The organism is Streptomyces sp. SID1328, assembly GCF_009865595.1.
In the GTDB taxonomy this organism is placed as follows: Bacteria; Actinomycetota; Actinomycetes; order Streptomycetales; family Streptomycetaceae; genus Streptomyces; species Streptomyces griseoluteus.
The window spans coordinates 15,137-27,882 of sequence record NZ_WWKH01000820.1 but is presented as its reverse complement, the minus strand read 5'-3'; the positions used below and the strand labels follow the sequence as shown (position 1 = coordinate 27,882).

The window sequence follows — 12,746 nt, the reverse complement described above, 5'->3', positions numbered from 1 at the left end:
GGCATGCTCGCCGCGACGCCGCTGCCCATCGCCGAGCCCCTCCTGCACCTGGACGCGACGAACTCCCTGAACCTCGGCGACCAGGACGTCCGGAAAGACCGCAAGGGGGACATCCGCTTCACCTGCGGCGCGCAGCAGTGCTCGCTGGAGAGCCGCAGCAGTGTGCTCCTCCCGCGCTTCACCGAACCGGGCGCCACCTACGACACGTGCGAGTTCGAACTCCGGCATGCCACCAGCCACCACCTGCCCCTGGCGGTCGTGGCGACGGGGAGCGAGATCTGCGCCAGGGACCGCGCGGGCAACATCGCCCTCCTGGTGGTCCAGGTCAAGTCGACCGTGTCGCCCGAAGTGGGTTTCCTGATGGTGGACGTGACGGTCTGGCCGCACGCCTGAGCGGGGGCACCGGTCAGCCGAGAGGGTCCGCCAGGTGCCAGCCGTCGGCGAGCAGGCGGTCCACCGCCTGGAGGGCCTCGGTCAGGCGGGTCCGGCGGTCGCCGTGGAGCTCCTGCCAGGGGACGCCGGAGGTGGTGAGGGTCTCGCGGAAGCGGTCGGTCATCCAGCCGCGCAGGTGCTCGCCGTCGCGCAGGCCGTCGTCGTCGAAGGGGACGTCCTTGTCGGAGGTGAGCAGGTAGAGGGCGCGCGGGGGCATCGACCGCGCGAGGTCCCGGACCGGGGCGGTCGCGCGGCCGCGGTAGCGCTCCTGCCAGACGGTGGTGGCCAGGGCGTCGGTGTCGCACACGAGCACCGGGCCACCGGTACGGGCGGCATGCTGCTCGGTGCGGTTCTGGCGGCGGGCGACGAGTTCGAAGTCGGCGTCGTCCCAGTCGAGGTCCGCCACGGTCGGCGGAGGCAGGTCCGGGGCCGCCAGCGCGCGAGCACGGGCCAGCTTGGCGACGGTCAGCTCGCGGCCGTACTCGGGCACCCAGCGGGTGAGCGCGTGCGGGCCGCCCCGGCCGCGCAGGGCGGCGGCGAGGTCGCGGGAGAGGGTGGTCGTACCGGTGGACTCCGCGCCGACCACGACGACCCTGCGGGCCAGCCAGGCCCGGACCGGCGGCTCGATCTCCGCCCAGTGGCCGACGGGATCCGCGCGGACCTTCGTACCGGAGACGGCGAAGGTGCCCCGGTCGAGGTCCAGCAGCACGGGGGCGGCGTCGAAGCGGCGGGCGAGTTCGGTGCCGTAGGGCTCGGAGCTGAACACCGCGTCGACGGCGGGGGCGTGCGGGCCCAGGGCGAGGGCTTGGCGCATCAGGCCGACGTGCCCTTCCCAGGCCGCCTCGCTCTCGTAGTCGACCGGCAGATCGTCCACCACGCCCACGACCGCGACATGCGGGTCGTCGGCCCAGTGCTCACGTATCCAGGCGACGCGCTCCGCCAGCGGAATCGACTCCTGCCCGGCCGCCATCACGACGACCGTGACGGCGTCGCACGCGTCGGCGGCGGAGCGGATCAGGAAGTGGTGGCCGGAGTGCGGCGGGTAGAACTTGCCGATCACCAGCCCGTGGACGAAGCGGGCGCTCACGCGGTCACCGTCCGGTCCGGCGCTGCGGCCGGGGGCCGGGCGGCCGCCAGCTCGCGGCGCCAGGAACGCCATCCGACCAGGCACATCGCCAGGAAGAGCACGTAGACGATGCCGGTGAGGTCAAGTCCCTTGCTGAAGTACAGCGGGATGTAGACGAGGTCGGCGGCGATCCAGAAGTACCAGTTCTCGATCTGCTTGGCGTTGAGCAGCCATTGCGCGGCCAGCGAGAGCGCCGTGCTCAGGGCGTCCCAGAAGGGCGCGGAGTCGTGCGCGCGGGTCAGCAGCGCGGTCAGCCCCCAGGTGACCGGCACCAGCAGGGCCGACAGGATCCACAGTGTGGACCGGGAGGCGTGCCCCATGCGCCGACGGGAGCGCCGCTCGCCCCCGCGCAGCCAGATCAGCCAGCCGTAGGCGGCGAGCACCAGGTATACGACTTGGAGCGAGGCGTCCGCGTAAAGCCGGGCACTCCAGAACAACACCAGGAAGAACAGGTTGTTGGCGATCCCCACGGGGAAGTTCCACACACTCGCCCGTACGCACAGCCATACGCACACCGCCCCGGTGGCGAACCCGAGCAACTCGGCCCAGGTGACCGCGTCCTGCCCCAGGTGGAACAACTGATGGTTCAGCGGCGCGACCAAGCCACCCAGCACATCCGCGACAGCCATCCCGGCCCCTCCCGTTTACGTCGAAGTGACGATAACAAGGTGCGGCGGCTTGCACAATGGAGTTGTGTGCGAAGTGCCGCACACGCCCCTTCCGATTCCCTCGGGTGGCCGGCTGGGCTACCGTGGATCGACTGACACCAGGCTTATCGGGGGGCGAAGCCATGGCCGTGCCGATGGACCCTGCCGTGAGCTCTGCGGGCTATGCCATGTCGCTCGCGGACGGCTCGTACACCTGGTACCGCCAGGCGGCGCTCAAAGCCCGGCGTTTCCACCGCCTGGCCGAGACCCTGCTGCTGCTGGTGTCGGCCGCAATCCCGGTGAGCGCGGTCATGTCGCCCCGTGACGCCACGACCCCCGCCGTGCTGGGCAGTGTGGTCGTCGTACTCACCGGCCTGCGGGCCCTGTTCCACTGGCACGACGACTACGTGCGGTTCAGCCAGGCGCGCGAAGCGGTCGAGGCGGAGCGCCGCTTGTACCGCACGAGTGCCGAGCCGTACGACCACCCCGGCACCCGCGACCGACTGCTGGCGGCCGCTGTCACCCGCATCGAGCAGCAGGAGATGGGGACATGGGTCCAACTGGTCGGCACCGCACGCGAGTCCACGGACGACGAGGCGGCGGACCGATTTTCACCACCGGCATGACCGGGACGTTGCATCCGGAGCCGACGGCCAGTGGTCGGGTGGCGCGGAGCGAGCGGTGAACCCGGTGGCCGCCGGGGTGATCGCCGTCGTCGACGTCGCGCTGATGGTGAAGTCCGCCGCGTTCATCCCCGATAACCTGTGGCTCTGGCGCAACGGGCCTGGCATCCTCACCCATCTGCGGCACGAGCAGACCCCGGATGTGGACCGCGTCGAAGCGCTCGGCGTGCGCTGCGACTTCTGCAAGGCCGACATCCGCCCCCGGCCACGCACCTCGCTCCGTTTCAGTCGCCGCCACCCGCCCAACCGAGGTTCGGCTCCCACCGGCATTCTGCGGCGACGGCTGCGCAGTCTGGTCAACCTGGCCTTCTGGACGCCGTTGCTCATCACCGTGTGCGGGACCGCTCTGATCGTGCTGTCCCCGGCCGCACCCGTACCCCTGCTCGGACTGGGCACCGCTGAGATCGGTCTGCTGGGCTTGTTCACTCTGCTTGCCGCGCTGGTCATCCGCTCCTCGCTGGGCAACTACGACATCTACTACTCCGACATGGGCCGGTACGTAGGTTTCTTTTCCCGGCGTTCCCTCGCCCACGGTTCCGCCGCCCAGGCACACTCGACCTACCTCGCGGCGCTGCTGCTGCTCTCGGTGTGCTGCTACGCCGTCGCCTACCACGGCCTCTACGCGATCCGGCCCGGCCAATTCGCCGGACATACGAGTGCCGACTTCACGACCTGGCTGTACTTCAGCGCTACGGTCACCTCCACCGTCGGCAGCAGCGGCATCTACCCCGTGGGCACCGTGAGCCGGCTCGTGGTCACCGTCCAGACATCGACCGGACTCCTGCTGTTGTGCTGGGTACTCGGAGTTCTGGCCTCCGTACGACGGGAACGGCCGGCGCGCTGACGGACCGCGTCGTGATCACCGCTTCCCCGAGGGTCGGCACCGCGACACCGGGCATGAGCAACGGCTGGGGCGGCTGGCTTCGGCAGGCGATCAGCGCGCGCACCCCGTAGCGGACCAGTGCGACGGTGCCCCAAGCGCTGCGGCCCGCCGCCCGCGGCCGCCAGTCGTAGTCGAGGCAGATCGAGCGGGACGGCAGACTGGAGAACAGGCCACGCATGAAGCCGTGTTGACGCGGCCTGGCGAGCGCTGCATCGGCCACCGGACGCGAGACGAGCCGGAAGTCGCCAGTGCCTTCGATAAGTTCGACGTCGCAGAAGATGCGCACCAGCAGATGGAAGGCACGGCTGCCGAAGCGTCGGTCCGCACGTCCGGAGTGGACGGGCCGCCGCCGGGCCACGACCTGTTCGAAGCCACGGCCGTACTGCTCAAACATAGGGGCGAGCAGGGACGTCGGATGCTGAAGGTCGGCGTCGACAAAGAGGACGCACTCTCCGGCCGCACGGGCCAGACCGGCCGCCATGGCCGCATCCTTGCCACGGCGGTCGAGGGGTAGACAGACCACTCGGCTGTCGCCGGCGGCGAACGCCCGCAGCGTGTCCAGCGTGCCGTCACGACTGCCGTCGTCGGCGTAGACGATCTCCCAGCACCGGTCGACACGACGTAGATCGGCCAGCAGCGTGGCATGGAACTCGGGCAGTACCTCGACCTCGTCACGGCAGGCGACCACGATCGAGAGCAGCGGCCCGTGCCGGGCCGGCGTCGAACCACTCATACGCGAACGGCCCTCACAGTGCCGTCCTGCCCGCCGACCCAGGCGATCCGGCCGGAGACCGCGGGCCGGGTGAGCACCACACTGTCCGTCTGACACCGCCACTGGACCTCGCCAGTCACAGCGTCCAGCGCCCACAGACCATGGTCGTCGCTGCCGAGGAAGACAGTCCCGTCCACCACCGTGGGGGACGCCTGCAACCATTCCCCGACGTGCTTCCACCACCGCTCCTCACCGGTGCCCGCGTCGAGTGCGTACAGGTTGCCGTCGTGCGAACCGACATAGACCGTGGCTCCCGCCACGGCGGGCGACGACCGTACACGGCCGCCGGTGCGGTAGCGCCAGCGACCGGCACCGGTCTCCGCGTCGACGGCGTGGAGGAAGCCGTCGTCACTGCCGACATAGACCGACCGGTCGTGGACGGCCGGGGACGAGCGGACGACCCCGCCGGTCCGGAACCACCACCGTGCACGGCCTGTCTCGACGTCCAGCGCCCACAAGCAGCGGTCGTCCGACCCGACGTACACGGTGCCGGCGGACACCAGGGGAGACGAATCCACGTCCCCCGCAGTCCGGAACCGCCAGTGCTCGTGGCCGTTCGTCGCCCCGATCGCGTACAGGTGATGATCACGACTCCCCACGAACACCATGCCGTCCACGGCCGCGGGGGACGACCACACGGCCGCACCGGTGGTGATCCGCCAGCGCTCCGTGCCGGTGTCGGCGTCCAGCGCGTAGACGTTGCGGTCCTGGCTCCCCACATAGACGGTGCGGTCGGCCACCGCAGGCGTCGACCACACCGCGCCCCCGGTCGCCACGGACCATCGCTCGGCGCCGGTCTCCGCCTCCACCGCCCACACGCGGCAGTCACCGCTGCCGAAGTACAACGTCCCGCCGCATACCTGGGGCGATGACTGCACCAGACCGCCGGTGGTCACCCGCCAGACCGTCTCCCCCGGGCGCGGTGTCCTCTGCCCCGGAGATGAGGGGACAGCGGTGAGAACCGGCTCGGACCGGTACCCAGACGGCGCGCGCAGTCTCAGCTTCTCCCGGAGCAGCGCCGTGAGACGCCCGGGCGGGGTGATCCGGGCATCGACGTAACCGACCGTGGGGCGCAGCCCCGGCAACTCGGTGTCGTCGAAACGGACCGGCAGCAGGTACTCGTCGGGATCGGACAGCGCCCTGGCCTGGGCGCTACGGCGCTCATGGGTGGTCCACATCTTCGCCGCGTAGGCCGCCGACACGAATACCACACAGAACAGGGCGGACCTGCGGTAGATCTCGTCCAAGTGCTCGGGCAGTTCCTTGCCCCACAGCGAAGCTTCCTCGTCGTTCGCGTAGTAGAAGCGCAGCCCGGCCTCCTCCAACGCACGGGCGACTTGCTCTACGTACTGCCGCTGTTCGCTCGCGAAGGACAGGCAGATGTCGTAGGCGTACTCGTGCTCCGGCAGCGGGACGCTCACGGACCCGATGATAGGGCGTCGGCCCGCCAGCCCAAGCGGTGTCGGGGCACGCAAAAGGGCCACGATCGTGGATCACGGCCCTTGCCGCCGAATACCGGTGAAGTGCGGGACGTTCACGAGACCCTTTGACCAGCCGGAACACATCCAATTGATGTTGAGGTTCCCGCGAATCGCAAGATCATCCCCGAAAATATGCACACGCAATTGCCTCGAAGAGATGCGCTTGTTGCCCCCGAGGTAGCTCGTCCGCCCAGCTTCCATGCAGGCACTCTCGGTGTCTGCGCAGGAGAATCCCGCCGAACTCGGTACTGTTCCTCGTGGCCACCGCCTTCTGGCCCCAAGGCCTGCAAGAGGAGGTGGGCGACCCCGCGGTCCTCGCCCCGGACGAGCAGGCCGCCCTGGAGGCGACTGACTACCGCGTCTTCCACAGCGTGGACGCCTTGCGACGGTACGTCGGCAACACTCATGCTGACCAGGCGGCGTGACACCGGAGGCTCACGACCACATATCGTTTGAGTCAGGGGGTGGCCACATGATCCGGGCAGGCCGCCGCACACTGGCCAACCGCGCCCCCCTGCCCTCCCCATTCCATGGATGCGGCGTCAGTAAAGGCCTCCCTGTCGCAGACTCGTACCTCAGCGGGGGCTGCATCGGCCACAGCTGTTGCTCGCTCATTTCCTTCGCACAGGGTCTGGGAGAGGTGCGCGCGGCCCTGGGCGTGGAAGCAAGGTGTGTACCGATCCGCAGCTCTGCGCGGGGGTCGTGGACCGGCTCGCCTTCCATGCCACCCTCACACGACACGGTGCCGGTGGCACAAGGAAGCTCTGCGCCTACTGGTCCTTTGCGTACGACAACCCCGCATGGCTGACAAGTGGTTGAAGTTACTCGTTCAGGTCCAGCAGTACTCACACGGGCCGTGAGCTGACATGCTCCCGCTTCAGCCAGATGGCGGCGTCGTGCGTCTCCCTCGGCTGCGGTACGCGGGGGTTGCATCGTCGTCCCCCCTTACGAGCGTGGTCGGGGGGCTGGCGGTCGAGGTCGGTGACCGCCTGGACCGGTTGGCGAGACCTTGACGGACAGGCGGGTGACCCAGCTCCCGAAAAGGGCGCCCGCGCCATCCGCCCGGTTCCGCGCGACCGACCAGCCCTCCGGCCACCCCGCCTACGTTCTGCACCACGACCCAGCCTGCCGCGCAGCCCTGGCCGCGTAGGGCACTCCTCCCTCGGAGGCGGCCGAGCTGCACCCCCCTACCACCCCACCGGCCCACCACCGTCGACTCCTCCCGCCCGCCCACTTGTCGACGGCCGTTCCCCAGAACTTGCCGCTCAGGCCATGGACGGATTGTGCGAGTCCGGCGGCGCCGGTCAGCTGCGACGGCGCGCCGACTCCTCGAGCCGTTCGACCAGTTCCGCAGCCATGGCCTTGATGGTTTCCAGCCCCTTACGCCCCCATGGCTGCGGGTCCTGGTCGACCACGCAGATGGTGCCGAGCACCACGCCGGTGCTGTCTATCAGCGGTGCGCCCAGGTAGGAGTGGATGCCGATCGCGTCGACGACGTGGTTTCCGGCGAACCGCGGGAAATCCCGGATGTCCTCCAGCACCAGCGCCCGGCGGCGCCTGACCACGTGCGGGCAGATGCCCATGTCGATGTCGCGGGGCATGACACGGCCGGGCACCGGGTCCTGAAGCAACGGCGGTCCCATGTGCACCGGGGTGTCCTGTGCGGCGCTGTACAGCCCTGCGAAGTACTGGCGGTCGGCGTCGAGGAAGAAGTTGACCCCGGCATAGCAGCCGCCGGTGCGCTGTGCCAGCTCCCGTGCGAAGGCGTCGAGTTCCGTATCCGGACGGGCTTCGATGCCCAGCGCGCGCAGCCGCTCGGCTCGGGTACGCACCTGGGGGTCCTCCGGGGGGAGGAGCAGATGGCGCACGGCGATCCCGGACTCAGGCCCGGAGGAGGGGTGGGGCGGTGTCGCTGCCATGGGAACTCCTTGTCGTGATCAGGTGCTGGATCAGGTCGAGCAACACGCGGATGCTTGAGCTCTGGACGCGGGCGTCGCACAGTGCCACCGGCACCTCCTGCCTGAGGTCGAGCGCGGTCCGCACCTCCTCCGCGTGGTAGCGGTGCGCGCCGTCGAACTCGTTGACGGCGACGACGAAGGGGATGCCGCGCCGCTCGAAGAAGTCCACCGCCGCGAAGGAGTGGTCCAGCCTGCGGGTGTCGGCGAGGACCACCGCGCCGAGCGCCCCCTCGGAGAGTTCGTCCCACATGAACCAGAAGCGCTCCTGTCCGGGTGCGCCGAACAGGTAAAGGACATGGGACGGACTGAGGGTGATCCGGCCGAAGTCCAGGGCCACGGTGGTGGTGGCCTTGTTCTCCACTCCGTCCAGTCGATCCGTGGCCGCGCTGACGGCGGTCAGCGTCTCCTCAGTGCTCAGCGGTTCGATCTCGCTGAGCGTGTTGACGAAGGTGGTCTTTCCCACGCCGAACCCGCCGGCGATGAGCACCTTGATTCCCACCGGCAGGGCTTCGGCGGGCAGCGGGTCACAGTCGTTTGAGGAGGGCATCGCGTACCGCTTCCAGGAGGTCTCGATCAGGTCGTACGTAGTGGTCCGCGGAGGGCGGAGGCGCGTGGCCCGCGACCACCGCGCCACCCTCAGCCAGATCGGACAGCAGCACCTTGACCACTGCGGCCGGCACCTGCATCCGGGCCGCGACCTCGGCGACGCTCACGGGGCTCTCGCACAGCGCCAGCACCTGCGCATGCTCCAGGCCGAAGGTGCCCTGCGTCTGGGCACCCGTGGCCCGCACCACGGTCACGAGCGTGAAGTGGGACGTCGCCCTGGTCCGGCCGTCGCTCACGGTGTAGGGACGGACCAGCCGCCCGACCGCTTCGCTGGTCAGCGGTCCGTCGGGGAGGACCGGCGTCATCGGTTACCCCGCCACGTGCCGCGGCGGCGTGGCCAGATGCGGGCGCACGCTCTTCACCATCATGCCCATCTCGTAGCCCAGCACCGCCGCGTCCGCCTCGCGTCCGGCCAGCACCGCCAGCACCGCGCCGTGCCCTGCGGTCGAGACGAACAGCAACGAGGTGCTGAGCTCCGTCACTATCTGTCGCACGTCGCCGCCGTCGTCGAAGTGCCGGCCCGCGCTGCGCGCCAGTGAGTACAGCCCACTGGCCAGCGCGGCCAACTGGTCGGCGGCGTCCGCGTCGAGCCCCTCCGCTGCCTTCACCAGGCCGTCCGAGGACAGCAACAAGGCGCTTCGGGTGTGCGGCACCCGGTTCACCAGACCTGTCAACAGCCAGGAAAGGTCTTCGCTCGCCACGATCGTGTACTCCTCTTTCGGCAGAAGGAAATGGCTTGTTGGACGGGGCCCCGGGCCCTCAGGGTGACCCTCGGGTGTCAGGGCGTCTCCGCTTCCTCGGCCCTGCGCAGTCCGGTCTGGAACGCGGCCATCAGGCCCGGGTCGTGTGCGACGTCCTCGGAACTGCCGGCGCTGGGGACCGGGCGCGGCTGATCGGCGGCGTGGTCCCGCCGTCGCTGAGGCAGCCGCGGACGGTCGTCCGCACCGTCGGACGGCGTCCGGGCAGGCTGTGGTTCGGAGTCGGACACGAGCGGATCCGCGACGCCGGTCATCGCTGTCGCCGGGGGGTCCGTCGCCTCGGGCCCCACCGGGTCGTGCGGCATCGCGTCAGGGGTCGCGACCGCGGGATGCCCGGGCGCGGGAGCTGCCGGCTGCGGGCCGAGCAGTGCCGTGGGCAACACCATGACGGCCTGAGTGCCGCCGTACACGTTGCTCTGCAACTGCACGGCGATGTCATGCCGCTGGGCCAGGAGCGAGACCACGTACAGGCCGATCCGGCCGTCCTGCAGCAGCTCGCCGAGGGCGACCTCGCCGGGTGCACCCAACACCGTGTTCATCTGGTTGCGCTCGTCCGCTGACATGCCCAGGCCTCGGTCTTCGACCTCGATCGCCACCCCGGCAGCGACGGGCTCGACCCGCACGTGCACGGTGGTCTGGGGCGGTGAGAAGACCGTCGCGTTCTCCAGCAGCTCGGCCAGCAAATGGACGACGTCGACCACGGCGTGGCCGCTGACCGTTCCGTCAATGGGCGGGACGAGCTTGACCCGGGCGTACTGGTCGATCTCGGCGACGGCGGAACGCAGCACGTCGGTCAGGCCGACGGGACGGGTCCACTGGCGGTGGGTGTTCGCACCGCCGAGCACGGCCAGGTTCTCGGCGTAGCGGCGGATCCGGGTGGACAGATGGTCCACCCGGAACAGACCCTTGAGCAGGTCGGGGTCCTCGACCTCGTTCTCCAGGCTGTCCAGCAGCCCTATCTCGCGGTGCACCAGTGACTCGAGTCGACGCGCCAGGTTGGCGAACACCTCGAACTGCTCCAGCCGGGCACTGTGTTCCGCACCGAGCGCACCGGCGGCGATCTCCAGCACGGCTGCCTCCGCCTCGTGCCGGGCCGCAGCGATCTCGAATCCGAGTCGGGAGACTTGGTCCGGGCCGGTCTGCGGGGGCAGTTCCGGCTGTCGCCGCACAGGGGGCTCTCCGGCCCTCAGCCGACGGAACAGCGACTCCAGTTCGGCTCTGCCCTCGGCGGTGGTACGGATCAGCTCGACCAGCTCGGCGCGGTCCCGCTCGGCCGCACGGGTCAGCTCCGTCCAGTGCTTGGTGACTGCTCGCGCCTCCGCCGAAGCCCTTACACCCGCGATTCCTGCCGCCACGGCGCCGATGAGGACGACGCTGCCGGACATCGCCACCTGGTCCGCCCGGTCCAGATGGCCGTCACTGACCAGCGCGGTGGCCACCGCACCGGCCACGGCGACCACGCCCGGTGGCAGCACGGACCACAGCATCTGACGCCGCCTCGGGGAACCGGCTCGCGACTCGGCCGTCACACGGGCGGTCACGGGCGCTGGCGGCCGGTCGTCCGGCGGCGTGAAAGGAGCGGGCATAACAGTCCCTGGGCAGTGCGGTGATCAGGCCGGGCGCGCACGTTACCGCGCACCGGGACTCCGCTGTCACCCTCTGGCACGCACAGAGATCGAACCGTTGTCCTTTTCTTCACACCCTGAGCACGGACCCCGGCCCGGCCACCCTCCCGCCATCTCTCTGCGCGCCCTCCGATCCACCGCGGGCGCGACCGCTTCCGACCGAGCGGGTCGAGCCTCCGGCACCGCGGCTCAGCATGCGTTGTCAGTGCTCCTCCATAAGGTGGAGCCATCATCTGGACGGACCAGGGTCGTGCCGGGGTTCACCCTCGGCAGGCCATGTCTGCCTGCGGAAAAGGGCGTTGGGGCTCCACCATGAAAAGGGGATGGACACGATGAGCGCTACGGTGCAGGACCGGCTCAAGAAGCACTTCGTGAACCACGTCGCTCTCGTCATCGACAAGTCCGGCTCGATGCGGGGCCACTCGGAGCAACTCGTCCGCGTGGTGGATGAGTTCGTGAAGGGGCTGGCGGAGGAGTCCGACCGGCTCGGCCACGAGACCCGGATCAGCCTCTACGCCTTCGACCACCTGGTCGAGAACCTGGTGTGGGACATGGACGTCAAGCACCTGCCGTCCATGCGGGGCCTGTACACCGTCGAGAACGGCGCGACGGCGCTGATCCAGGCGTCGGTGAAGGCGCTCGACGACCTCGGCCACATCTGGGAGGAGTACGGCGAGCACAGCTTCCTGCAGGTCGTCGTCACCGACGGCGAGGAGAACGCTTCCGGCGCCGACACGACGGGCGCGCGCCACGACCACCTTCCCGACGGCCGTGCCGTCCTGGACGAGTGGCGGAGCAGGATCGCGGACAAGATGGACAACCTGCCGGACCACTGGACCTCGGCCATCATGGTGCCGAACTCCCTGGCCAAGCGCACCGCCCAGCAGTACGGCTTCCCGACGGGCAACATCTCGATCTGGGACGCGGACTCGGATCAGGGCGTCGAGGAGGCGATCGGCGCCGTCAAGACGGCCGCCACGAAGTTCCTGCGGGACCGCGAGCAGGGCGTGCGCGGCACCAGGAACCTCTTCGCGATGGGCCAGGACCTCAGCGCGGCGGACGTGAAGTCCAGCCTCCGGGCCCTGGACGCCGGCAAGTACGTCCTGATCCCGGTGGACGGGCGGACGTCCATCCGCGACTTCGTCACCAGCGCCGGGCATCCGTACAGGACCGGCTGCGCCTTCTACGAGCTGTCCAAGCGCGAGAAGATACAGGCCAGCAAGCAGATCGCCGTGGCGGAGAAGGACCCGGCCACCGGCCGGACGACCGGGAAGGTGTTCACAGGTCCCGCCGCCCGGCAGCTCCTGGGCCTGCCGTCGACGGAGGTCACGGTGACGCCGGGGAGCAACGAGGCCTACACCGTGTTCGTCCAGTCGACCTCCGTCAACCGGAAGCTGGTCCCGGGGACCAAGCTGCTCGTCCTGCTGTAGCCGGCCCGACGGCCGAGCCGCGTTCCGGCCCGGCACCGACATCCCGACCAGGCCGCTTCCGCCCGGTGGACGCCCCGTGTTGTCGGTGCCCGACCCACGATCGCCCTCGCCGACGAGATCCTGGCCCTGTACGGTCGGGCGCTCATCACAGGCATCACGGTGCTGGAGGGAACGGCCGCATGAGTCACCTCGCCGACGGGGAGGCCGCCGTCCCACGCCCCTCCCGGTCACGTCGAGCCAGTGGGGGCGACACCACCGGTTGACCGGGAGTCTGTACCGGCTCCGAGTTCCCGGCCGCTGGGCGGACGGCCCCGCACCAAGCGGGAGCATGTCAGTGGCGACACG

Annotated in this window: 13 protein-coding genes and 1 pseudogene; 5 read left to right on the top strand and 9 right to left on the bottom strand. The window is 69.8% G+C overall.

Annotated features, from left to right (window positions below; genetic code table 11):
- Positions 1-393, top strand: a pseudogene (locus tag GT030_RS26120) (serine/threonine protein kinase); the annotation flags it as partial.
- A gap of 13 nt (positions 394-406) precedes the next feature.
- Here the strand turns inward: GT030_RS26120 and GT030_RS26115 are convergent.
- Both GT030_RS26115 and pnuC read right to left on the bottom strand, forming a co-directional pair.
- Entirely contained in the window at positions 407-1,519 is a 1,113-nt protein-coding gene (locus GT030_RS26115; protein WP_346009750.1) for an AAA family ATPase, read from the bottom strand.
- Positions 1,516-2,187, bottom strand: a complete 672-nt coding sequence (gene pnuC, locus GT030_RS26110) for a nicotinamide riboside transporter PnuC (protein WP_161203208.1) — start codon at positions 2,185-2,187, stop codon at positions 1,516-1,518. The genes GT030_RS26115 and pnuC overlap by 4 nt, the downstream gene beginning before the upstream one ends.
- A 185-nt stretch (positions 2,188-2,372) precedes the next feature.
- Between pnuC and GT030_RS26105 the strand changes: the two genes are divergently transcribed.
- Both GT030_RS26105 and GT030_RS37430 read left to right on the top strand, forming a co-directional pair.
- Complete coding sequence (locus tag GT030_RS26105) at positions 2,373-2,831, top strand: DUF4231 domain-containing protein (protein WP_346009749.1); 459 nt, start codon at positions 2,373-2,375, stop codon at positions 2,829-2,831.
- Positions 2,832-2,886: 55 nt separating this feature from the next.
- On the top strand, positions 2,887-3,732 hold the full coding sequence (locus GT030_RS37430; RefSeq protein WP_161203206.1) for a potassium channel family protein: 846 nt from the start codon (positions 2,887-2,889) through the stop codon (positions 3,730-3,732).
- On the opposite strand, the gene GT030_RS26095 is transcribed toward GT030_RS37430, so the two are convergent.
- Both GT030_RS26095 and GT030_RS26090 read right to left on the bottom strand, forming a co-directional pair.
- Positions 3,644-4,504, bottom strand: coding sequence for a glycosyltransferase (locus tag GT030_RS26095; protein WP_161203205.1), 861 nt, complete (start codon positions 4,502-4,504; stop codon positions 3,644-3,646). The genes GT030_RS37430 and GT030_RS26095 overlap by 89 nt on opposite strands.
- Positions 4,501-5,964, bottom strand: a complete 1,464-nt coding sequence (locus tag GT030_RS26090; protein ID WP_161203204.1) for a PQQ-binding-like beta-propeller repeat protein — start codon at positions 5,962-5,964, stop codon at positions 4,501-4,503. Before GT030_RS26090 ends, GT030_RS26095 begins: the two co-directional genes overlap by 4 nt.
- A 356-nt stretch (positions 5,965-6,320) precedes the next feature.
- Between GT030_RS26090 and GT030_RS37210 the strand changes: the two genes are divergently transcribed.
- A complete protein-coding gene (locus GT030_RS37210; RefSeq protein WP_272920721.1) occupies positions 6,321-6,449 on the top strand; it encodes a hypothetical protein in 129 nt (42 codons plus the stop codon).
- A gap of 879 nt (positions 6,450-7,328) precedes the next feature.
- Here the strand turns inward: GT030_RS37210 and GT030_RS26080 are convergent.
- The 5 genes from GT030_RS26080 to GT030_RS26060 all read right to left on the bottom strand — a co-directional run bounded on the left by GT030_RS26080 (position 7,329) and on the right by GT030_RS26060 (position 10,833).
- A complete protein-coding gene (locus GT030_RS26080; RefSeq protein ID WP_161203202.1) occupies positions 7,329-7,943 on the bottom strand; it encodes a GAF domain-containing protein in 615 nt (204 codons plus the stop codon).
- Positions 7,906-8,529, bottom strand: a complete 624-nt coding sequence (locus GT030_RS26075) for an ATP/GTP-binding protein (protein ID WP_161203201.1) — start codon at positions 8,527-8,529, stop codon at positions 7,906-7,908. Before GT030_RS26075 ends, GT030_RS26080 begins: the two co-directional genes overlap by 38 nt.
- Positions 8,507-8,893, bottom strand: coding sequence for a DUF742 domain-containing protein (locus GT030_RS26070; protein WP_161203200.1), 387 nt, complete (start codon positions 8,891-8,893; stop codon positions 8,507-8,509). Before GT030_RS26070 ends, GT030_RS26075 begins: the two co-directional genes overlap by 23 nt.
- Before the next feature lie 3 nt (positions 8,894-8,896).
- Positions 8,897-9,289: a roadblock/LC7 domain-containing protein gene (locus GT030_RS26065; protein WP_161203199.1), complete on the bottom strand. Its 393-nt coding sequence runs from the start codon at positions 9,287-9,289 to the stop codon at positions 8,897-8,899.
- A 77-nt stretch (positions 9,290-9,366) separates the two neighbouring features.
- Positions 9,367-10,833 (bottom strand): ATP-binding protein, encoded by a 1,467-nt coding sequence (locus tag GT030_RS26060; protein WP_237522826.1) that lies wholly within the window; start codon positions 10,831-10,833, stop codon positions 9,367-9,369.
- A 470-nt stretch (positions 10,834-11,303) separates the two neighbouring features.
- On the opposite strand from GT030_RS26060, the gene GT030_RS26055 reads away from it, so the two are divergent.
- Complete coding sequence (locus tag GT030_RS26055; RefSeq protein ID WP_202460573.1) at positions 11,304-12,401, top strand: vWA domain-containing protein; 1,098 nt, start codon at positions 11,304-11,306, stop codon at positions 12,399-12,401.
- Positions 12,402-12,746: the final 345 nt, after the last annotated feature.

Excerpts from the sequence above, each read along its gene's own strand:
- pnuC (WP_161203208.1), bottom strand. The coding sequence starts at position 2,187 with ATGGCTGTCGCGGATGTGCTGGGTGGCTTGGTCGCGCCGCTGAACCAT.
- GT030_RS26095 (WP_161203205.1), bottom strand. The coding sequence starts at position 4,504 with ATGAGTGGTTCGACGCCGGCCCGGCACGGGCCGCTGCTCTCGATCGTG.
- GT030_RS26080 (WP_161203202.1), bottom strand. The coding sequence starts at position 7,943 with ATGGCAGCGACACCGCCCCACCCCTCCTCCGGGCCTGAGTCCGGGATC.
- GT030_RS26075 (WP_161203201.1), bottom strand. The coding sequence starts at position 8,529 with ATGCCCTCCTCAAACGACTGTGACCCGCTGCCCGCCGAAGCCCTGCCG.
- GT030_RS26070 (WP_161203200.1), bottom strand. The coding sequence starts at position 8,893 with ATGACGCCGGTCCTCCCCGACGGACCGCTGACCAGCGAAGCGGTCGGG.
- GT030_RS26060 (WP_237522826.1), bottom strand. The coding sequence starts at position 10,833 with ATGCTGTGGTCCGTGCTGCCACCGGGCGTGGTCGCCGTGGCCGGTGCG.
- GT030_RS26055 (WP_202460573.1), top strand. The coding sequence starts at position 11,304 with ATGAGCGCTACGGTGCAGGACCGGCTCAAGAAGCACTTCGTGAACCAC.